Source organism: Rhizobium sp. UFLA01-1127 (assembly GCF_059803845.1).
Genome location: NZ_JAUQTZ010000005.1, coordinates 1 through 20,363 on the forward strand (window position 1 = coordinate 1; position 20,363 = coordinate 20,363).

Annotated in this window: 21 protein-coding genes and 1 pseudogene; 5 read left to right on the forward strand and 17 right to left on the reverse strand. The window is 56.5% G+C overall.

The features are described 5' to 3' along the window. Positions 1-418: pseudogene (locus Q4Q11_RS02135) on the forward strand (hypothetical protein); the annotation flags it as partial. Positions 419-587: 169 nt separating this feature from the next. On the opposite strand, the gene Q4Q11_RS02140 reads toward Q4Q11_RS02135, so the two are convergent. The 13 genes from Q4Q11_RS02140 to Q4Q11_RS02200 all read right to left on the reverse strand — a co-directional run bounded on the left by Q4Q11_RS02140 (position 588) and on the right by Q4Q11_RS02200 (position 15,006). Then, positions 588-1,847 carry an ATP-binding protein gene (locus Q4Q11_RS02140; protein ID WP_498568497.1) on the reverse strand — a complete coding sequence of 420 codons (1,260 nt, stop codon included), beginning with the start codon at positions 1,845-1,847 and terminating at the stop codon, positions 588-590. Positions 1,848-2,265: 418 nt separating this feature from the next. Continuing rightward, positions 2,266-4,299 (reverse strand): type IV secretory system conjugative DNA transfer family protein, encoded by a 2,034-nt coding sequence (locus Q4Q11_RS02145; RefSeq protein ID WP_498568442.1) that lies wholly within the window; start codon positions 4,297-4,299, stop codon positions 2,266-2,268. Beyond that, positions 4,296-5,309, reverse strand: a complete 1,014-nt coding sequence (gene virB11, locus Q4Q11_RS02150) for a P-type DNA transfer ATPase VirB11 (protein ID WP_498568443.1) — start codon at positions 5,307-5,309, stop codon at positions 4,296-4,298. Before virB11 ends, Q4Q11_RS02145 begins: the two co-directional genes overlap by 4 nt. Beyond that, entirely contained in the window at positions 5,284-6,516 is a 1,233-nt protein-coding gene (gene virB10, locus Q4Q11_RS02155) for a type IV secretion system protein VirB10 (protein WP_498568444.1), read from the reverse strand. The genes virB11 and virB10 overlap by 26 nt, the downstream gene beginning before the upstream one ends. After that, on the reverse strand, positions 6,513-7,286 hold the full coding sequence (locus tag Q4Q11_RS02160) for a TrbG/VirB9 family P-type conjugative transfer protein (RefSeq protein ID WP_498568498.1): 774 nt from the start codon (positions 7,284-7,286) through the stop codon (positions 6,513-6,515). Before Q4Q11_RS02160 ends, virB10 begins: the two co-directional genes overlap by 4 nt. A 32-nt stretch (positions 7,287-7,318) precedes the next feature. Continuing rightward, positions 7,319-8,011, reverse strand: a complete 693-nt coding sequence (locus tag Q4Q11_RS02165) for a VirB8/TrbF family protein (protein ID WP_112511778.1) — start codon at positions 8,009-8,011, stop codon at positions 7,319-7,321. A gap of 25 nt (positions 8,012-8,036) precedes the next feature. Further along, the gene (locus tag Q4Q11_RS02170) at positions 8,037-9,065 is read right to left on the reverse strand and encodes a TrbL/VirB6 family protein (protein WP_498568445.1); all 1,029 of its coding nucleotides are present in this window, start codon (positions 9,063-9,065) and stop codon (positions 8,037-8,039) included. Between the two features lie 219 nt (positions 9,066-9,284). Beyond that, positions 9,285-9,938 carry a type IV secretion system protein gene (locus Q4Q11_RS02175; RefSeq protein ID WP_498568446.1) on the reverse strand — a complete coding sequence of 218 codons (654 nt, stop codon included), beginning with the start codon at positions 9,936-9,938 and terminating at the stop codon, positions 9,285-9,287. Positions 9,939-9,995: 57 nt separating this feature from the next. Further along, positions 9,996-11,078: a lytic transglycosylase domain-containing protein gene (locus Q4Q11_RS02180; protein WP_498568447.1), complete on the reverse strand. Its 1,083-nt coding sequence runs from the start codon at positions 11,076-11,078 to the stop codon at positions 9,996-9,998. After that, entirely contained in the window at positions 11,075-13,489 is a 2,415-nt protein-coding gene (locus tag Q4Q11_RS02185) for a VirB4 family type IV secretion/conjugal transfer ATPase (protein WP_498568448.1), read from the reverse strand. The genes Q4Q11_RS02180 and Q4Q11_RS02185 overlap by 4 nt, the downstream gene beginning before the upstream one ends. A gap of 2 nt (positions 13,490-13,491) precedes the next feature. Continuing rightward, positions 13,492-13,791, reverse strand: coding sequence for a VirB3 family type IV secretion system protein (locus Q4Q11_RS02190; protein WP_112512108.1), 300 nt, complete (start codon positions 13,789-13,791; stop codon positions 13,492-13,494). Beyond that, positions 13,791-14,129 (reverse strand): TrbC/VirB2 family protein, encoded by a 339-nt coding sequence (locus Q4Q11_RS02195; RefSeq protein WP_112511796.1) that lies wholly within the window; start codon positions 14,127-14,129, stop codon positions 13,791-13,793. The genes Q4Q11_RS02190 and Q4Q11_RS02195 overlap by 1 nt, the downstream gene beginning before the upstream one ends. 19 nt (positions 14,130-14,148) lie before the next feature. Further along, complete coding sequence (locus tag Q4Q11_RS02200) at positions 14,149-15,006, reverse strand: lytic transglycosylase domain-containing protein (RefSeq protein ID WP_498568449.1); 858 nt, start codon at positions 15,004-15,006, stop codon at positions 14,149-14,151. Between the two features lie 201 nt (positions 15,007-15,207). On the opposite strand from Q4Q11_RS02200, the gene Q4Q11_RS02205 reads away from it, so the two are divergent. Genes Q4Q11_RS02205 through Q4Q11_RS02215 form a run of 3 tightly spaced genes read left to right on the forward strand, consistent with a single transcriptional unit; the run spans position 15,208 to position 16,803 of the window. Continuing rightward, positions 15,208-15,795 carry a hypothetical protein gene (locus Q4Q11_RS02205; RefSeq protein WP_498568499.1) on the forward strand — a complete coding sequence of 196 codons (588 nt, stop codon included), beginning with the start codon at positions 15,208-15,210 and terminating at the stop codon, positions 15,793-15,795. Beyond that, positions 15,792-16,121, forward strand: a complete 330-nt coding sequence (locus tag Q4Q11_RS02210) for a hypothetical protein (protein WP_498568450.1) — start codon at positions 15,792-15,794, stop codon at positions 16,119-16,121. Before Q4Q11_RS02205 ends, Q4Q11_RS02210 begins: the two co-directional genes overlap by 4 nt. Then, positions 16,108-16,803: a thermonuclease family protein gene (locus tag Q4Q11_RS02215; RefSeq protein WP_498568451.1), complete on the forward strand. Its 696-nt coding sequence runs from the start codon at positions 16,108-16,110 to the stop codon at positions 16,801-16,803. Before Q4Q11_RS02210 ends, Q4Q11_RS02215 begins: the two co-directional genes overlap by 14 nt. Before the next feature lie 551 nt (positions 16,804-17,354). Here the strand turns inward: Q4Q11_RS02215 and Q4Q11_RS02220 are convergent. Continuing rightward, positions 17,355-17,765: a hypothetical protein gene (locus tag Q4Q11_RS02220; RefSeq protein ID WP_498568452.1), complete on the reverse strand. Its 411-nt coding sequence runs from the start codon at positions 17,763-17,765 to the stop codon at positions 17,355-17,357. 141 nt (positions 17,766-17,906) lie between these two features. Here Q4Q11_RS02220 and Q4Q11_RS02225 point away from each other — a divergent pair, with 141 nt between their 5' ends. After that, complete coding sequence (locus Q4Q11_RS02225) at positions 17,907-18,383, forward strand: helix-turn-helix domain-containing protein (RefSeq protein ID WP_113222526.1); 477 nt, start codon at positions 17,907-17,909, stop codon at positions 18,381-18,383. Between the two features lie 365 nt (positions 18,384-18,748). Here Q4Q11_RS02225 and Q4Q11_RS02230 read toward each other — a convergent pair whose 3' ends face one another. The 3 genes from Q4Q11_RS02230 to Q4Q11_RS02240 form a co-directional block, all read right to left on the reverse strand. After that, positions 18,749-19,195: a helix-turn-helix domain-containing protein gene (locus Q4Q11_RS02230; protein ID WP_112512110.1), complete on the reverse strand. Its 447-nt coding sequence runs from the start codon at positions 19,193-19,195 to the stop codon at positions 18,749-18,751. 302 nt (positions 19,196-19,497) lie between these two features. Next, positions 19,498-19,683, reverse strand: coding sequence for a hypothetical protein (locus Q4Q11_RS02235; protein ID WP_498568453.1), 186 nt, complete (start codon positions 19,681-19,683; stop codon positions 19,498-19,500). Between the two features lie 39 nt (positions 19,684-19,722). After that, the gene (locus Q4Q11_RS02240) at positions 19,723-20,352 is read right to left on the reverse strand and encodes an acyl-homoserine-lactone synthase (protein WP_498568454.1); all 630 of its coding nucleotides are present in this window, start codon (positions 20,350-20,352) and stop codon (positions 19,723-19,725) included. Between the last annotated feature and the right edge of the window lie 11 nt (positions 20,353-20,363).

Sequence of the window (20,363 nt, forward strand, 5' to 3'; positions counted from 1 at the left end):
GGCGGCGCTGCAAGCCGATCTGCAGCGGGAAATCTCCAAGGCCGCCGAGCTTGGTGCGGAGGGTAATACTCTGATCCGTGAGATCGCCGAGGTTGACGAGGAGTTGCGTGTCGCGATTGAGCAGGCGGAACAGTCTCATGATGACCGCAAGACGCCGAAGCCCGCTGATGCGCCGATTGTTGAGGTCGGGACAAATAACAGTGAAAATCTTGGGCCTGAAGAGGAGTTCGGCCGTCGTTCCTCGGAACTGGAACGTGATCATGGTGCTGTTCATCCGGATCGCACGCCCGGAGAACAGACCGGACCAAGTGATGGGATCGGGATCGAGTTGGCGCGACAGCATGTCCGGCGACCTGAGCAGTTGCAGGGTGAGATCGACGACCGACGAGAGCAGGAGGGCGACGAGCGCGAGCAATAGGAGTTGGCGCGATGCGGCGGAATGAGTGGTAAGGGGTCAGGAAACGAGCAGGAGGGTGCCTGAAGGTTTTGTCGCGTTCGGCGCCACGATGATTTGGGTCGTAATGGCGATCGCGATCATTGATTATCGTCTGATGGCGACTTGGATAGCAGGGTGATACCGCTCATGGTCAACTTGGACTTGCCGCCTTCGGGAACGAACTGAAGATCGACACCGGTATCGCAAATTGCCCCTCTCCAAACGCCAGGAGCTGATCCCCGGTGTATATCACCAAGCCTAAGAAGTTCCATTTGGCGGCGGGGCCGCTCCTGAAGATATCGAAATTGTTGAAGTCGGCACGGGAAACGGTCGAGGAGGCTTTCATCTCGAATCCCACGACAACGTTTCCACTTTCCGCCACTATATCTACTTCCCGTCCTCTCCGGTCTCGCCAATGATAGAGACGCCATTCATCGCGCTGCAGGGAGACACATTTCAGCAACTCAGTGAACACGTAGGTTTCGAAAAGTGCACCTAAAGGGGTCTGATCTTTTCCGAGCGCGAAATCGCCTGCCGCCAATCCGCGCAAGGCAGCAGCAATTCCCGTATCGATCAAGTGGCACTTTGGTTGCTTGATATCACGACCGGCCTCGCCGGACGTCCAGGCTGGTAATCTGACGACAAGCGACAGGCGTTCCAGGATATCGACATATTCCCCTACGACCTGCCTTGTGAGGCCAACCTTGTCGCCAAGGTCGGTCATGTTAAGCTCGTTTCCAGTTCTGATGGCAAGTTGATTTATTAACCGGCGCATCGAGTCGGGCCGTCTTATCTTCATGATGTCCGCGACATCCCGGTCCACGATGGTGTCGATATACTCTCTGTATCTGCGTTGACGAGAGCGTTCCGATAAGGGCCGGATTTCCGGATAACCGCCGCGAATGATGCGATCGATCACCTCGATCTTCGATATGCTCCGGCAGGGGGGCAGCGCATTCTGGTCACCACTCTTCCTGGCCCAATCCAGTATCAAGCATGGACCGGCATCATCGATCTCCGCTGAGCTTAAGGGTAGCATCTTGAGTGTCTGAACTCTGCCCGCAAGAGAATCGAGCACATCTGCGGAAACGAAAACATTCGACGAGCCAGTCAGGAGGAATTGACCCATCCTGCGATCAGCGTCGACAACGCGCTTTATTGTGAGCGCAATCTTCTTTGAACGCTGAACTTCATCAATGATGATGGGCTCGTCGTTCGCGGCCGTGATCAAGACTTGCATCTGGCCTTGTGGGTCGGCTTCTATCGCAGCAAGAACATTTTCATCGTCGAACGACACGAAATGGCCACTTCCCAGCATATCACGCACGAGGGTCGTCTTGCCGATTTGGCGTGGGCCGATCAGGTTAACGACCCGCGCGCTTTCAAGTGCAAGCTCTAACTCCGACTTTATTGTCGTTCATATAAGCCGTCGGCCATGGCGATTTCCTGAACCAAGAAAAAAGCAAGATTAATCAGACGATTAGATCTTTGGGGTTGGGGCGGAATGTTAATCACGAGCTTGGCGGAATGTCAATTTAAAATTCGGCAAAACGTTAATTGGCAATATGGCGAAATGTTAATTAGAAAAGCGGAAAAACGTTAATTTGCAATGTCGTCACAGAAACGCTGAGTCAGTGAATTGGGCATAGAGGCGATGGAATGAAGAGCCCCGCCGTTAGCCACAGCGCCATCCAGACATACGATGCCATTCGCCCTGTATTCGGCTCGCCTGACAGAAGTGCACGTTATTGTGGACATACGTATCAATGATGAAAACAGAAAGGCGCGGTCGTGCCTGGTGCGTCCCGGGGAATAAACGCCAAGCTATTTTATGAGTTCACGCCGGAGTCCAATCCAAATTCTTCCGGATCGGGAATGGTTTGTGCCAGGATATCCTGAATGCTTCGCCGTTGGCGCCCCGGCATGTCGGGCGACGCCGCAAGTGACGACGCGACAGCCGCCTTCAGCCTTCGCGCGGAGCTTGCAACACCTGTCTCAGGAACATTCATGCTCGATGGCGTTTCCGTCGTTAACTTCCCTTGCTGCTTGGCAGTGGCTGTTCGCCTAATGGCACGCGCCACCTTCTTCGGTGTCTTCTCGACGATCGTTTGCGTACCGTTGAGTTCTCTCGACTTCTCCGTGCCACCGCTTCCATCGCCGTCGGATGATGTCCTCCCATAGCTGTACATAAGTGCAGGAACAGGCATGGCCTGGATAAATTCGACGACAGGGATCTCCTCGCGATGCGAGCGCGCGATTTCGGCGGCGCTCTTGTAAGGCTCCATTGCATAATAACGCAGCTTGTTGGCGAAGATCGGTCGCTGGCCTTCGATCAGCAGAATCATCCTATCCTCGGGCATCTGCCGAACCTCTTGCGGCATCATCAGGTCGCGCTCGCGAATTTGCTCCACCCTGGTCCGGCGTGGGATGCCCATCAGTTCCAGCGTACGCGATTCCGACTGATAGCGAATGGTGCGCTTACCCAGCGCTCTCGAGGCGTACTCCGCCGTTGCCTGATCGTTGGCGCCGAGGATCAGCTGAAGACCGCAATTGCCAAGCAAAGAATGTCTGGCCGTTTCGCCATAGATTTCGTCAAGGTTCTTCAGATCTTGGATAATGAAAGCTATCTTCACCTTGTAGCCAGCGACATAGGGAAGCTTGTTCAGGATCTCGTCCATCTTTTTCAATTGTCGGAATTCGTCGAGCAGGAAATAGACGGGAAGTGCATTTGCATCGTGCTCCCGAGTGAGCAGATCCATGACCTGCTGAACAAAAAGGGTTAGCAAAGGTCGAAGGATGGTCATATCGCTGATGTTCGGTGCAAGATAAATCGTGATCGGCCGCAGCTGCAGCGAAGCCAGATCCATATCCGTCACGGCTGTCGCCGCGGTCACTCGCTCATTGCGAAACGGTGCAAGCGCCTTCTGGATATCGAGCAGAGCAGAGCGAGCCGCACGTTCGTTTAACGATATGTAGGCGTTGAAACTGTCTATCGTGAATTTAGATAGACCAGGCTCGTTTTCCTTGATCAGCTTCATGAGGACCTGAAGGTCGACGCCGGAGTTGAAAAAGTCGTTTACTTCGCCAAGATTGCGCCGGTTCCTGTAAAGTGGGCTCTCCAGAACATAACTGATCACACCGGCGATCATTTGCTGAGCTGTCGCTTGCCAGACAGCGTTCTCGGATCCGGTCGTTTCCGGAATTAGGATTGCCGCGATGTTCTGGATGTCGATGGTTCGGCTGCCCCTGTCATTTCGTACGAAGTCGAGAGGGTTCCAGCGATGTGTCTGTTTTGATCCTGGAGAAAACAGGAAGATCCGATTTCCCCTTGTTTTTCGATAACCGGCCGTAAGATCGAAAATCTCCCCCTTAAGATCGGTAACGATCATTGATCCGGAAAACATCAAGGCGTTGGGAATGACATAGCCGACCCCCTTCCCGGAGCGCGTCGGCCCGATGATCAAATGATGACGGTCGTCCGCGCGCCGGAGGATGTTGCGGCCAATCCGTCCGAAGATGTGGCCGGGCTTGTGAAACCATCCGCCGCGTCGAAGGGACGTCATATCCTGGAATGCGGCATCGCCAAGCGGGTTTGATGGTCGCCGAAGCCCGACAATCGCGACAATAGAGGCTATAAGGAGAGAGGGAAGAAGCGCGCCGGTCGCGGCCAGCTGCAAAGGCCGACTGCTCGGATACGCCATCAATTGTTGAAACGGCGCCAGCGGATTTGTGGTCGTCATCAACTTGAGAACGCGACCGTCCCTCCATAAAAGTTGCAGGATCAAACCGTAGCTCAACATCCACACAGCGATGGCGATCAGCAGGCAGAAGACGAGATAGACAGGCAGGTAGGACCTTTTCATGAGGGCCGCCGGGAGAAGAAAATCTCGGAGACACCGCGGCGTCCGCCGTTGCGGCGAAGCTGGATCACCACCGGGATGACCATACGGATGTAGGACATGAGATCCTGCTTTGAATAGCCGGACGACATGCCGGCCTGCATCATCATCATGGCGAGTTGCTCATAGGCCCCCATCGGTGTGTCCGCATGCACGGTCGACATGCTGCCCGGATGACCTGTATTGATGGCGCGCAAGAAGGCAAAGGCTTCTGCGCCGCGGATTTCTCCGACAAACAGCCGGTCCGGACGCATGCGCAGGGACGCTTCCAGGAGTGACTGGATTGTTACCTGAGAGTTCCCCTGATCACCACGCGATGCCAACAGATGCACCTTATTGCGATGCGGCGGCAGGAGTTCGCGCGTATCCTCGAGCGTCAATACCCGCTCGTTCTTATCGAGACTCTTGAGGCAGGCATTGAGGAAGGTTGTCTTTCCTGTCGACGTACCGCCGCTGATGAGGATCGATACACGCTCGCGCATGGCCGTTTCGATGAAGTCATGAATGCGGCCCGCTTCCAGCAATCCAAGAAGCCTCTCCTCCGTTTCGCTCAAACCTCCAACCGTCACCGACACCTTGTCGAGCGCGCCGCTGTCACGATATTGAGCCAGCGTAAGATCGCTAATCACTTGCTTGCGAATCGAAATTGCCCCGCCATCTGGGGCGGCGGGCGGCAGAACGACCTGGATGCGCTCACCGGAGGGCAGGGAAGCGCTGAGCAGTGGGTTTGTGCGGCTGACGAACTGGCTGCTGGCAGCGGCAACGCGCTCGCCGATATGCTCGATTTCCACTGAGGTGAGCGCCGGCACATCATGAAACTCCATATGTCGGGCGCCGAGCCGCTCAACAAACACTTCCCCAGGTTTGTTCACGGAGATCTCCAAAACCTCTGGGTCGCTAAGGAAACGCGCCAGCGGCGACAGCGCGCGCCTCAGGAAGTAATGCGGATCATTGCGGGGCGAGGCCACGTTCATGCTTGATCTCCTTCAATGCTTCAGCGACCGGATCTGGATACATGGCGGAGAAATCGAGGTCTTGGCGGACGTAGACGAAGATGCGTTCGCCCTGATGGATGTTGATCGTCGGTGGAATGCGCAGGTTTTCCCCGAGCGCTTGGTTGGCCATGTCAGAGAATGTCCGGGCGATGGTCTCGCGGGCAAGGTCGGCAGCACGATCCGATTGGGACCCGCCGTTGCCGGACGAGCTGTACTGACCGCTGCCATAGCCGGTCAGGTATGAGGAGCCTCCTCCTACGATCGATAGCAGGATGGCTGAGCCAAAACGCTCACGCCATTTGTTATCGATGACACCGGTGAGCCCTGAGCGACCAAGGCTGTCCGCACCGATGCTGTTCAATCGGACGGAAACCCCATCGTCACGCAGCAATCGCGTCCAGATGACGAAAATGCGCTTCTGCCCGCGCGTGAGGTCCGACTGATATTCACCGATCAGGCGTGTACCGGTCGGGATGAGCACACGCCGCCCATCGAAGGAAAAGACGTCTTGCGAGGTGATCGCCCGGATCTGGCCCGGCAAATCCGAGTTGACGGCGGTTTCGAGAATGCCGGGGATCAACGTACCCTCAGGGATGACGGCGTCAATCCGAGCGATCTGGCGGGCCTTTGCCGATCGCTCGCCAATCGCTGTGGCCGCGGCGAGGAATTTGCTGTTGCGATCCTCTCCTGCAACGGTCGGCGCACCGTCGACCGCAGCGCCATTCAACGAGGTACGGTCGTCACCGGCTTTGGCAGTATCCACGATAATCTGTTTCGATAGATAGCGTTTCGCAAACTCTTCCGGCGGTTGCTCGGTATTCCGCGGTGCAGTTTCGACCGCGGCCGGCGGCGGAGGGACGTCGAATTCGGTCGTGTCCGAAAGCTCCTGCTTCTTCTCCTCGGGCGGCTCGGGCAGTTGAATAATATTGCTGTCCGGCTTCTGCTCAGGCTGTGGCTGTTGACGAAGGAAGGATGGCGGGCGAAACGTCGTCGTAGAAAATTCCTCATCCCCTTGAAGGGCGTCCCGCGGTGGTGTCTTCGGTGCGAAGACGAGGATATAGGCAAGCACCGCGCCCACGAGGATGAAGGCTATCCCACCGAGCAGTCGGTTGCGCTTGGCCCGTTGGTCATGAACCTCGCTGTGATCGGCTTCCAGCATGGCTTGCAGTTCGGGCGATCGCTTCATCCGTTGCCGCTCCATTTACGTGCGGTCGCCTTTCCATCGAGGACAGGCGCCATGATCGCCGGGTCTGGCGCACCGAAATCGGGTTTTCCGAGGTTGAAGATACAGGTCCACTGATTGCCGTCGCGCAGCGTATATTGCGTTGCGGTACCGTCGATGACGATGTAGTCGCCCTCGCGCCGGAAATTGCGCAAGGTCTCAGTGAAGTCGGCGTTGACTGCGAAGATTGCGGGAACCTTCGGCCCGAACTTGAGATATGTCTTCTTGCCATCATCGAAGATTACGAGCGGTTTCAAGCGACTGTCGCCGGAAAAGGAGTAGTCGATATTGATGTTCGCTTTGTCGATATTTGAGATGTTCGGATAGGCGGCGCGCTCTTCTGCTTGTCTGCGTAGCGAGGCGTTCAGATGCTTGTCGGGATAGATGAAGCGGATGCCGAAGACCTGTTTGTTCTCCTCTGGCGCAAAGTCGCTGAGTTCGAGATAGTAGATGCGCTTCGTGGTGACCACATTCAGGTTCGTCGCGGCTTTTTTTGCTTTCGGTTTGACGAACAGAATATTGCCCTTGTCGGTCGGAACTACGTCCCAGCTATCGCTGTCGCCAACGGCGATGGTCTCAAACTTCTCTTCTTCGTCAAAGATGATCATCGTCGAGACGCCGTAGGTGGCAAAAACGCGCACCACATTGTTCGGCCGATAAACGACGCTCGTAACGCGAGGATCGAGCCGGCCGGCTACGGGCGTTTCGGCGGCCTTTGCAGCAGATAACGACATCGCGCAGGTCAAGAAGACGAAGAGGCTCCGGATCACTGGCCGCCTCCCGTCACAGTCTCCTGGTCGCGCCGATAGTCATAGACCTGAAACCCCAAGGGGTTCTCAAAGCGCCATTCATTGGTCGCGGGCGTGTCGGTATAGCGATAGCGTACCACGGCGATCCAGTGGCGGACGATCGAATCCGTGTCTGAGACTTCCGTCGTTAAGAAGCGCACGATGCCGGTGCTGTTGTTCGAGAAAGTCACGGACGCGATCTCGGTCATGACACGCTTATTGTGGCCGTAGGCCTTGGCCGGGTTTTTTGGGTTGGTCGCGCTGTAGAGATCCTGCAACTCGCGCGCTGCATTGCCGGTCGAAAGCAGGGCGGCGATTCCGAAATTCTGTTCGATCGCGTAGGGATCATAGCCTTCGCGAGCGCGGATGTAGCGGACAATATTGGCCTGGGTAATCGCCTGCTGTTCGGTAAGATTGGCTGGCCGCGTCAGACCGGTCTTCACCTCGATATAGCCCGTGCTTTTATCGACCTCGACGATATAGGGCTCAAAGCTCTTGAGCGGAACCAGCATGACGAGCGCGATCAAGCTCAGCAGCGTGATGGCGCCGAAGATCATCGTCACGAACCAAGCGAATGTGCGGGACCGCTTGGCCTTCTTGACGATCTCCTGTTCCCAGATGTCGCCATTTTGATAGTAGGTCCGTAGAGCGAAGTCTTTGGTGTCGGCCATGTTGTCCCCTCTTAAAATCGGATGTTCAGTGCGGTGTGCCTTGGCGAGCGATCTTGGCCTGCATGGCCGATTTTGTGGTGGAGGTGTTGTCGCCGTCGCCGTCGCTGCGATCTCTCTTGCGCAAGTTGCGACCCGCACGATAAGCCCCGCGGCCGGCCGCAATTCCGCCGTGCGCCGCTCCCAGTGGATACCGCACTCCGAACCGATGCGCGATTGCGCGCGCCGCGTTGCCGACACCTGCCGCAACACCGGATGTTATGCCCTGGCCGAGGGACTGGATGTAGAGCATGACAAAGGCACCTGCAGCACATAGCAGGATGAAGCCAGCGATGTCGGCAAGGGTCAGCGTTCTTGAACCACTTGCCGCATCGATTTTTGTCAGTTCGGGATTCATGGCGGCAATCAAGAAGGCTGCGATCACATAAATGAACAGAGGTAGCAATGCATAGGTCAGAACCTGGTTGAACCATCCGACACCGTAACCCCGGCTCTTTTCGAACAGCATGCAGGAGACGAAGATCGGTGCAGTTCCGATCAGCACCCAGAGCATCACTTTGGCAAGGATCAGGATGGCAAGAGCAACGGCGATGAAAATACCCGTGGCGAGCATGATCAGGACGCTGACCATGCTGGGAAGGATCGCAAAGTAACCGGATTGCTCGGCAAAGGCGGAAGCCGCCCGGCTTGCCGTCTGCCAGATCATCGACATGCCATTGGTCGGCTCGGTGACGCCGGTTCCGGAGGCGGCAAGGATCGCGCGGCCGACATCTTCCGGCGTGTCGTTGATCCAGCGATAGACAAAATTGTTGAAATTGCCCCAGGAACCGACGAGGACGAGGATCATCACCATGCGAACGATGCGAAAGACGATCTCCCCGACGCTGAGGCGCGCCGTGCCCATGGCAAGCTGCAGGCCGTACCAAGCGACGTATGCGACCAACATCAATCGTAGCAGTGGCACGATCTCATTGCCGACGATCGTGTAGGCCTGCTCGGAAAAGCTTGCACCGGAGTTTTCGATGCGGTTGAGGAGGTCGCCGAGAAAATTCTGCATTCTACTTCGACGCCTCCTGAAGCAGACCGATTGCGGCAAATGCGCGTGTTGGATCGTTGATGGCCCGCATCGGCCCGCATCCGTGACGTTGGTCCTCATTGAACGATGTCATGTTGGCCGGTCGCTTGCAGGGCGCCGTCCTTTCCTTGGGCGTCCCACAGGCTGTTAAAGTCAGGCAAAGCGTCACGACCATGATCAGACCAGCAAGCTGCGGCATCGTCATTTCCCGTAGGTGAGCGCCTTCTTGGTATTGGAAATGTCGGTTAGGCGGCGCTGGTTTTCGGCCTGCAACGACGTGACGGCACCGTTCAAAACGCCGATCATCTCATTGAGCGTCAGCCCGGATTGCACCTGAAGCTGGGTATTCTGATCAATCGAACCCTTAAGATCCTGAGCCGTTCCGATCCGGCTGCCGGCCTGTTCGAAGGCGTCGCGGCGGTTCCCAACCGCCTGCTGCGACCCGTTGACCAGCGCCGATACGCCAAGCACCGTCTTGATCAGCTGTTCATAGGACTTGTCGCCGGAGAAGGTGCTGTTTTCTTTGCCGGAGAGCGACTTCACCAGCTGCAATTCGTTGATGAAGGCGGTCGTCGAGTGCGTGATGTCACCGCTCAAGTTCCCGAAATTTGGGACGCCGTCTTTAAGGATGCTGTCGAGGGCGGGGATTGAAGAGACGCTGAAACCATTGCCGACCGCAAGGTTCTTCAGCGGCCCGGCCGTGCTGGCGCGATCGCCGGTGACGGCCTTCAGGGTATCTTCCACAGTCGTCAGGATATTCTTGTTGGTGTCGAGAATCTTGTCTGTCGTCTCTGCGGTTTTCTTGGCGACCTCATAATTGGTTCGATCGATCACCGGCACATCGGCGAATGCCATGACAGGCAATGCAAACAAGGCCAAGCTGCTTAAGACGATCATCCGCATATCATTCTCCTATGATTGAGGCCGCAGCATCAGCTGCACCTGGTTTTCGCTTTTTCGCATCTCGACGCAGGCCTGCTCGGCAGCGTCCCAGACGCGGTTCTCGCGCCGGTCGCAGATGGTGGTAATGCCTCGCAGTCTGCTCCCGTCCGGTTCTTGATCGGAACTCCGCGAAGAACCGGAGAGAGCGACCGACGAGACTGCATTGCGCGAATTGATCAGCCCGGCCATCGCAGTGCCGAGTTCGATGACGTTGTTCATCATCTCGACATTGGCGTTGCGGACGCTGGAGTTGTGATCCCAGCTGTCCTGGATGGTGCCCGTTTGCAGCTGCCCGATTTGCTCGTACCAGCTTGCAACATTGGCCAAGCTGTCGCCGGTTGCTGCAGTCATCCCCATGGCATTGATCGTCGATGAACGCATCGCCGCATATGCAGATCCTCCTCCTCCAAAATTGAGAGGTATTCCCGACTTGTCCGAGCCGCCAAAGGCTGGAAGCCATTGCCGTGTTATTGAGGCGACGTAACCTTGCGTCTCCTTGAAAGGTGGAATTCCACCATATTTGTTGACGTTGCCGGGTCCTGAATTATAGGCGGCAAGGGCCAGCGAGACGTTGTTGTCGTAACGCTCCAGCTGCTGCTTGTAGTAGCGTGCGCCACCGCGCAGGTTCTGCTCGATATTATACTCGTCCACGCCAAGCTGTGCGGCGGTGCCTGGCATCAACTGGGCAAGGCCGGTGGCACCAGCACTGGATTTGGCGCAAGGGTCAAAGCGGCTCTCCTGATAGATGAGAGCCAGAAACTGGTTTTCATCGACGCCCTCCTCGCGAGCGACACGCCGCACCAAACCGGAGATCTCCGGATTAGCCTCGGCCGACCCGACGGGATCATTTCGGCGTGCGGGCCGATACATCGAGCAGGTAACCGATGTATGGATGCTATGGCGCTCGTGATCTATGTCCTTGATGCCAGTCGTTGATGTATCGCGAGCCTGCCGCTCATCAAGGTTCTTATCGTCTGACACTGGCACGTCGGCTGCCGCCATCGAGGCGAAGATCGTCGAGAACAGAAGCGTTGAGAAGGCAGTGGACCTCATTCATTGTCCTCCCACCCGCAAAATTTATCCAGCCATCCAGTCGGATCCTCGCCATGGATGTCGCGCAGACGTGCGCATTCCTCGATCGTCTCCTTCCGGCCTGAGAGTACCTTAATGAGATCGGGCATAGCGCCGAGATCAAGCCTGGCAATGACACTGTCACTGCCGTGTTTGATGAGGAAGGCGCGCTTTTCTGGAGGGGTGTTGCGGACGAAATGGAACTCTTTTGCTGTCAGGCCGAAACGATGGACGTAGCTTTCCTCGTCGGCGCGGGGGTTGGGAAAATGGATGTTGGTCGCGGACTGTTCGATCAGCGCATGTGCCGCTGGCGAACGCACGATATCGGCCGCCGATTGCGTACCGAAGCCGAGGATGCCGTTCAGCTTGCGGATCGTTTTCATCTTGTCGATGATAAAGTCGCTGAAGATCGGATCCCGTAAGAGCCGCCAGCCTTCATCCATGAAAATCATCACCGGCGTGCCATCGAAGAGCTCATTGAGGCGATGGTAGAGATACATGAGCGCAGGCGTACGCACGTCGTCGTTGTCGAGAATACTGGTCATGTCGAAACCGAAGACCGCATGGCCGGAGAACGACAACACGTCGTAGGGCGCGTTGAACAGCCAGGCCTTCTCGCCTTCGATCCAAGGCCTTAGCCGGGAACAAAGATCGTTTGGGTTGGCGCGTGAGCGACCCGTTAGCAGGCCTGCGAGATTGGCGAGGTTGCGCTCGGCTAACGGTTCTTGCATCAGTCTGACGATGGCGCGCTCAAGGATGTCGCCTTCTTCCTGGGTGAAAGCGCTTTCGTCTCCCGCACGCAACATGGTTTTCAGCAGTCTAAGGAGAAATTCTCGGTTCTGTGCGGTATTGTCGAGCTGCAGCGGATTGAAACCGGCTGGTGTGCCCGGAGACAGAACCTCGTAGGTACCGTTCATCGCACGGATAAAGATCTCTGCACCCCTGTCTTTGTCGAAGAAGACGGCGCGAGGGCTTGGCCGGATCCGGAAAGCCTGCGCGAGCAGAAAAGTCAGGGCAACCGTTTTGCCAGATCCTGTCGGACCGGTCACCAGGAAATGGCCGATATCGCGCTGGTGAAAATTGAACCAATAGGGCGTTTGGCTCGTCGTCTCCAAAATGGTGATCGGGCGTCCCCAATGCAGCCCGTCTTTCCGGCCGGACGCGAAATTGTGCATCGACGATAGGCCGGAAAAATTGGCGCTGGACAGCATGGCTTTGCGGGCGATGTAGGCGTGGTTGCCCGGCAATTGCGCCCAGAACGCTGCCTCCATGTTGAGGTCCTCGCGCAACCAATTGATGTTCATGTCTGTGAGGCGGGAACCAAGATCGGACACAGCCTTGTTGACACCTTCGAGGTCGCGCGACAGGCAGAGCAGGGACAGGTGATGGAAGCCAAAGACGGCCTCCTGATTGAGGAGGCTGTTCAATGCATAGTCGATGTCGTTTTCCACGTCGCTACCAGCCTCGTCCGAGGCGCTGATCTGCCGTTGCAGTCGCGTGATGCGTTCCTGGGCAATCGGCTTGTCGGCCACCGTGAACGATTGGGTCAGAATGAACTCGTGATTGACCTGCAGCAGCCCGTCCAACATTCCCGGGCCTGTGAACGGGGGGTATTCCTTGATCGAAAGCATGGCGCCAAAGCGGTTTTCTTCCGCAGCACCGGCTTGCGCTTGCAATGTCCGTCGGGAAAAGTGCAGCCGCGACGTCCCGATATAGTTCGCGATCCCCATGCGCGGCAGGCGTTTGCTGCGTGGCACACCGCATGTGAGGATCATGTCCAGGAACTCGCAGGGTTCCGAATAGGGGTCGCCTTCCCGATACGTAATGCCGAGTGGCCGCGCGCCGTATTTGGCAAGGTCGCGGACGATATTTTCGGCAAGTTCCTCGAGTTCGCTGACAGCTTCATCGATTTGCACAGCCTCGGCCGCCCGCCCGGCAGCTTTGTCGAGAAAACGCCTTATCTGGTCGCCAGCGGCCAGTGCACCGCGAATGCCGGAGCGAAGAACGGTTAAATAGATCTCGTTGGCGAACATTCGCTTCCTACCAAGCGTCGCCATATAGCGCTGGTCGAGAATGTCGCAGAAGCGGTCTTCGAATTCGCCTGGCATGACTGTGTCGACCTCGCGCCGGATGACGGTCGACCACAGCGAAAAGCGGCTCGATCCGAGCGCGCGGATCATTGTGTTCTGTACGACCGAGCGCATGTTGAGTTCAGCCTGGTCTTCAGTCTGGAAAAAGAGGCCCTCCAAGCGAATGACCGTCATCAGCGCGCCGCCTTCCAACCGAATGACGGAATCGGCAACGTGGCGCAGATAGGGGATGTGAGCGGCCATCGGCCGCTCCCTATGACCAGCTCCGCCAAAGCCCAACTCATCGCGGATCACCTTCAGCATTGTCACGGTCCGTAGGAGTTGGCACCCCAGAACGTCTTGTTCGGGGTTCGGGGTGTGAGCCGCGTTGCGACCTGAAGCACATCGAGGATCCGGGCGTCCCAGGTGCAAAGCGTGAAAAGCGAGAGGTAGGCAACCGGTGCGGTCAGGAAGGCCCACATCGTGTTGGATGCGAGCCAGGCAATGATCGTCAATCCAAGAATGATAACGCCAGCAAGATACGGCACCCCCCACAGCGTCGGCGAGCGGGTGAGGCCGATAACGAGCGGCGTAAGGACGGGCTTGTCGAGGTTGTTGTCGCTCATCATGAACCCACAATCGCGATCAAAGCATCGACGATGGATGGGCCGCCGAAAACGAGCCCGATACCCATGGCGACACCGCCAGCCAGAAACCAACTGAGCCTGCCGACCCAGGCAAGAAAGCCCATGGACATCACGGCGATGATGGCGCACAACCGTCCGAAGGGACCGGTGATGAAGTCCACTACGGCCTGAAAAATCGCCTGAAGCGGCGCAAAGGCCTGTCCGAGTTGTTGGGCAGCTGCGACCTCGGAGAAGACCAGCTGCGAGACCGCAAGGGTCACGCCTGCGATCAGCGCCTGGTGTCGACGACGCGCGAATGAACGAAGCAGTTTTCTCATGTCCTTGTCCTCTTCCCTGTCAGAATTTCATGACGCCACCGACGAACTGGCGCCCGGATACGGCACCCACGACACCGTTACCCCGGGAAGGCTTTGTCGGTTTGTTTGAAGCTTCTCCGGTCCTGCGCGGACGGAGCCCGAGCTGAAAGTTCAAGATCTCCGAGACGTAGTTGATTGTCTCGGAGTAGGGTGGAATGCCGCCATGGTCGCGTACCGTCTTGGGTCCGGCATTGTAGGCCGCAGCGGCAAGCAGCGGGTTTTGAAACTCCTCGACGAGATCCCTCAGATACCGAACGCCGCCGTCGATATTGGCAGCAGGATCGCAGACATCCGTGACGCCGAGGTCACCTGCCGTGCCAGACATCAGTTGCATGGGGCCGCGCGCACCTTTCGGGCTGTTCCGGATACGGTCAAACCGACTTTCCGCCCAGGCAACCGCCAACGCGAAGTCGGGCTTGACCTCGTATTTGCGCGCCACTGCCTCGATCAGAGCGACAATCTCTTCTGACGACAGAGGCGATGAGGGGCAGATATCGGGTGAGGCGGGGTGCCTGAATTTATCATCTACCATGTGCTTTGCGGATTGACTACGGATCGGGCGATGGTCGACAGGTTTGTAATCGAGAGGGTTATCAAATTTGTTCTCTCTGCCATCGTCGGATGCCGGTAGCGCAATGCCCTTCGGATCAAGATAATAGCCCCGCTCGGCGTTGTCCGCTGGTGCGGATTTCTCGTTGGGCCGTGTTGCTCCAACAACAAGGAAGTCCGAGAAATGTGTATATTTATCATATTTATAAGCGTCACTTGCTGAAGCTGGACCGCATCCAAGGCCCAGTATTAACGCTATGACGCTGAGATATTCGAACCTGCCTTGCATGGGATAGCCGCCTGAGTGACCTAACCACAAAATGCTCGCCAAAAGGGAAATGGCACCGATTTTCGATTGAATTATGTTACTAAATTAGGTAACACGTATCTCAAAGGTTTCGAAATGAAAAGAAAAAAATTCAATCTTTCTCCAAATCGAGAGATACCCAAAATGGATACGTCTAAGCTGCGTGGATTCGTCGGGGTGCTGATGTGCGCGGCGCTTGCCGGCGTTTCGGCGCAGGCTGCCGGCTCCGTGAATAGTGACTACATCCGCTCGCTCGCCGCACCCGGGAAGACCGTGCTGGTGATCGAATATTATGGTTCGGACAAGACGGTCGCTAGCCGGAAAGGCTTCGTCTCAAGCGAGGGCTTCAAGCCGATTTCACCGACAGACTTTCGCGTTGACGAGAAGGTGTCATTGCACCTCTACGGGCTTGAACCGTGCCGCGGCGAGATGGTCAACCAGAGGGACGGGTTTGCGGGATCCTGCGATGACTACGCCAAGGAGCAGCTTTCCATCAAGCTGATGGCCGCCAAGGTAATTTTCTGCCGCGCCTTCCTGACAGAGGAGAAGGCAGCAACACAGGATGCGACGTGTTTTGGCTATTACGCCTATCCCGGCACGCTCGACACCGTGGACAATTTGGAGGAGCAACTGGTTTCGATCGGCGCCCTGAGGCTTGCGCGCAGATCGGATGGCAGTCCACTTAGAGCTGATCTCGTCGATGACGAGAAGATTGGACGAGGCGGATTTGGTATGTGGGCCGACCCGCGAGTTCAGGAGCAAGCAAAATGAGATGGCGTCTGCTCCTGGTTCCCGTCGCGATCTTGACGAGCGACGCTTTCGAGGCCTCCGCCGCTTCCACGCCGCTTACGACTGCAGCCACGCCGGTGACAGGCGACAGATGTATCAATGGCGAGTTGCTCGATCCATCGGCTTTGCTCATTGCCAAAGGTTATGCCTTTGCGACCCTCAATGCGGAGTGGCTGCCGATACGCATATCCTACGCCATGGTTGAGCAGTGGGTCAGGGCGCGAAAGGCACCTCTTTGCCAGTTTTCTGACGTCGCACATCCCGCTTGGGTTTTGAGCCGAGGCGTCACGCAGCATGAGGGTCGATGAAATGGCGTTCAGGCTTGTTCTTGCGCTGGCGATATTCCTGGTCCCTGTTCTTGCGACCGCAGCAGATCCTGTCTTAAGTCCGTTCGCAACGGATCCGGTGCGGGCACATGGTCGGAAGACCATCGAAGGGCGAGCAGTAGCGCGCGATGGAAGAACCCTTTGGTTTCCGGTGCAAGGCCGCGCCGTCAGATTGGTCAGCATCGACACATGCGAATTACCACAATGGGCATTCGATCCAAGGAAGCCGACGAATGGCGCGGCTTATGCACTTGCGCCCGTACCCTGCGGAGCAATGGCCAAAGCGTGGCTGAAGCGTACCATTGGGTCCAAAAGCGTCTCTTGCGATATCACAGCTTCGGCTCGTGATGGCACTTTTTCGGGAACATGTCGGGCCGGCAGCCGCGATCTGGCAATCGAATTGCTGCGCGTAGGGCTGGCCCGATTGGCGGCCTTAGATGCCGGTCGCGCAGACTACGCCGGTGCACAGCGCTATGCGATGTCGGCGCGCTATGGGATCTGGGGAACCTACGTTCTCGACATGGACGAGTGGCGCACCAAGGCGGTCGATCGAACGCTTCATCGCCTTCCTGTTGCCGACATCGATTTGTTGAAAGAACGAGATGCGGAGATCACGCCGCGCTTCCATGAGAAAAAACGCAGACCTGCCAAAGCCGACCGTTAGTCGGCAGAGCCCGAGAAAGACTGAAATGAGATCGATTGCTTTGTTCCTCACCTGCTCTGTCAGCATTGCATTATTTACCCACGATAACGCGGATGCCAGCGAATGGGGTTGTGAGGTGCTTCTCTGCGCGGCGTCTTCAAATCCCTCTTGGCACTCCATTGCTAGTTGTCGCCCACCCATGGAAAGGCTGATCAGTGCGATGAAGCGGCCCGGGTTTTCCTGGCCAACCTGTCCGGAAGGCGGAGCAGGGCGGCCGGGCTTTGAACTCTATGCCGATTGCCCATCGGGGTGGACCCCGACGCAGGGCGAGGACATTGGAAGCCGCTCCGGTCAGGGCCAGTTGTCCCAATGCAGGCGCATCGTCGGCGGATGCGGACGGGGGCCGCAAGGCGGCGGTAGCGCCCCGATAGAAAGGGCGAACGGTGTCAGACGGGTCTATTCGGGCGATCACTCCTGTTCCCATACGGAGTTCATGGATAGGCCTCTTCGCGACGACCCCTATTATTTCGACATCAGAGACGGTGCAACAAATGCCACGAGCAGACATTTTTTCAATCTGAGGGAATAGGGCATCCATCTGAAGCGCCCGGAAAATATGAAGTCATACCCTTCAAGTCCTCACCTGCTGAAACGTTCGGACCGGCTAATAGGATCGCAGCCGAGATATTCGAGTGCAGAAGATTTTCAGCAGCCTCCGAAGCGATGACCAGTGCTGCAGCAAGCAAATGGGGTCGATCGTCAACGGCGCCGACTGCGTCGGCTTCCAAAAGAACCTGATGAAAAACCGACCGCGCCACTTGTCGAAGTGAGTGCAATTGTTCGCGGTCCACGTCGAAACGCCTCAGCTGAAGTCGCTTGGCTTGTGCGCCGACTGCGATGAATTGATCAATCAAGTGATCCAGTCGGTCGTGTTCCGGTTTGCGTTCATCGCCCGTCCGAAGGAGGTCTTCAGGATCTGTCATTGGACGTTCCTCCTGCTAGCTTCAAGTATTTCACCGGCGTACAAACTGACGGCGTGTTCAACGCGCGTTTTGGCTGCCGGGCTTGTCGTGATAAGGAGACCTTGTGATATTGAGATTGATTGACGCATTCAGGCTAGCCAGATGGACAAGAAGACCGAACTTTATATTGAGCGAGCGCATCTCGTAGAAGAGCGCGATCCCGAAAACGATAGTCCAATCTACCGACGGCCGGGTTTTGAAGGCGTGACTACGCTTGGCGATATGGACAGCCGCATCGGCGAGGCCTTGCGTGAGGCACGAGAAAAACAGGGACTGACTAGGCCACATTTGGCGCCATTGCTCGGTCTCGCAACACAGGTTTACGGCCGATATGAGCGCGGCGAGGCAAAGCTGCATGTCACCCGGCTGGTCCATCTCAGCGAATTGCTTGATTGTTCGCCGCTCGACGTGTTGTTTTCCGCTGCCCCACATCTTTGGGGAGATACACGAGAAGAAGCCGATATTCGTATGCGGCTGATGAAGCATATTGAACAGCTTCCGTTGGACAAGGCCAGGCTATTGCTCGGCGTCGTTGAGTCATTTCTTGCTCTCCAGCCGCAGAGAGATGAGATCAGTTGACAAGCTTCAACATCTTATCGGCCCGTCCCAATGGTTAGCGAAGGCTCTAGGATCAGCCAGGCCGCCTCGTTCCGATTTCCTCCGGTTGTCGTCACGTCCGAATTTGTCAACGAAACTATAAGCCGTCGCATTTAAGCTACTGCAAAACAAAGGCAATTTGACCGGAGAAATCGAACGGATGCGCTTGGAGATCAGGTCCTCGACAATCATGTCGACGCCGCGGAGAAACTATCCAACCTGGTGAGTATCCAGGCAGTTCTGAGAGATTGTTATGAAAGAGGTGGAGATCGCCGGCCACATGAGTACAGCCGTTGGCCCGATGCGATCGCCGAAATATTGGGACAATTCGCGATGTGCCGGCGCCCTCAGAGCTCCGTCGAAAAAGTCGTTAATAGCGAGATTATTTTCGGTCGCGTCTTTTTGGGAATTGCAAGAAAGGCGTCCACAAGGCGCTGGCCCTCATCTGTCGCAACAAACTCCTCCCTGATGGTCGCCTTCCGGTTCAACTCGCAACTTGCCGCCGTTGAGCCTCTTGTAAGAGTTTCAAAGAAATAGGTAATTGACGTGTCAAGAACTCTTGCGATCTCGTAGAGAGTGGATGAACTCACACGATTGGTGCCCCGCTCATATTTCTGGATTTGTTGAAACGATACGCCGACTGCCGCGCCTAATGCCGTTTGAGACAGCCTAAGTTGCTGCCGGCGCTTCTTGATGCGTTTGCCTATCTCGATATCAGCAATATGCTGCGCGGTGGTATCATCTGTGGCATCGCGAAGGATGGATGCAGCATCACTCAATGTTTTCTGCAACATAACGGCGCTCCCGCTGGCCAGACAAGCTGGCAACCAGAAGCCGGGGAGTTGGAAAACCGTCAACCAGGCGGCCCCATGGACTTTAGCGCGAACGCCTCTTGTATACGCCATAGGCTCCCCGACCATGATTGGTCGCGAAGAATACGCTCGGGCAAAGAGCAGTATGGTTGAAATGGGGTTTCCACGCCCCAAGGCGACTACGTCGCCTGGGTTGTAGTGTATCAACAGGTTTCACGTTTGCAAAGAACTTTAGGACGACGTCCTAACATTTGCGAAAATTGGTTGACCGGCGTATGTGGTACCTAGGTGTCGTCGGGAGGCACGGTCGGTTTCGTTTCAATAACAATCATGCGCAGCAGATAGCGAACGAAATGCAGGTCATCATTGGGGGGATAACGGCGGCATATCTCGTCGATTATCCTGAGCAGTTTTGACGTCTCCTCGTGTACGATCGCGATCGCGAAGCGGCGGGCATCGTCTTTATCCATCACGGATTTCTTGCGACGGACCACCTCCCGGCACCAGTGTTACGCCGCGGCCTGCGGGCGTTGTGGAAAGGCGGTGCGATCACGCCCCCAAGCCAATAGTGATCGCCGTATGCCATATCTTTGCCTGTGCCGCGCAAGGAGATCGTGCGGCAAGTTGGATGAAGCGATCTCTGCTCGATCACCGTTGCCGAGCGAAACAATGTCCAGGCATTGTACTGGATATCCCCGTCGCTTCATCATATTGACAAGCGGTGAACAGGTCACGAAGAGGATGGTTCTAGCGCTCAGTTGCACCAGGCATTCAAGGACACCGGTCATAAGCAGATCAGAGGTCGCATAAGCGCCTATAGAAGCTTGGTGAAGATCCGTTGCGCAGCGGCTCCACTCGAATATATCGGAGCCTATTGGCAGTTTGGCGGTTAAAGGCCGGTGTAAGCTGCTGGTGAAATGGGGACGCGTCGTTGGAATGAGCCGTGAATATCCCAGTATTCTCCGGCCGTGAATGAGGATTGCATGAATGGCATCTGCGGTATCGTATTCATCCCGTTCGCGACCGTCTTCCCGGCGAAGTTCGTCCCAGCCTAGATGCTGAACAAATATCTGGTGTCGGAAGAACCAAACCTGTTCCATAAGTTCAGGGTCGTCCGCCTCGTGGATAATTCTCAACATCTCAAATCCCC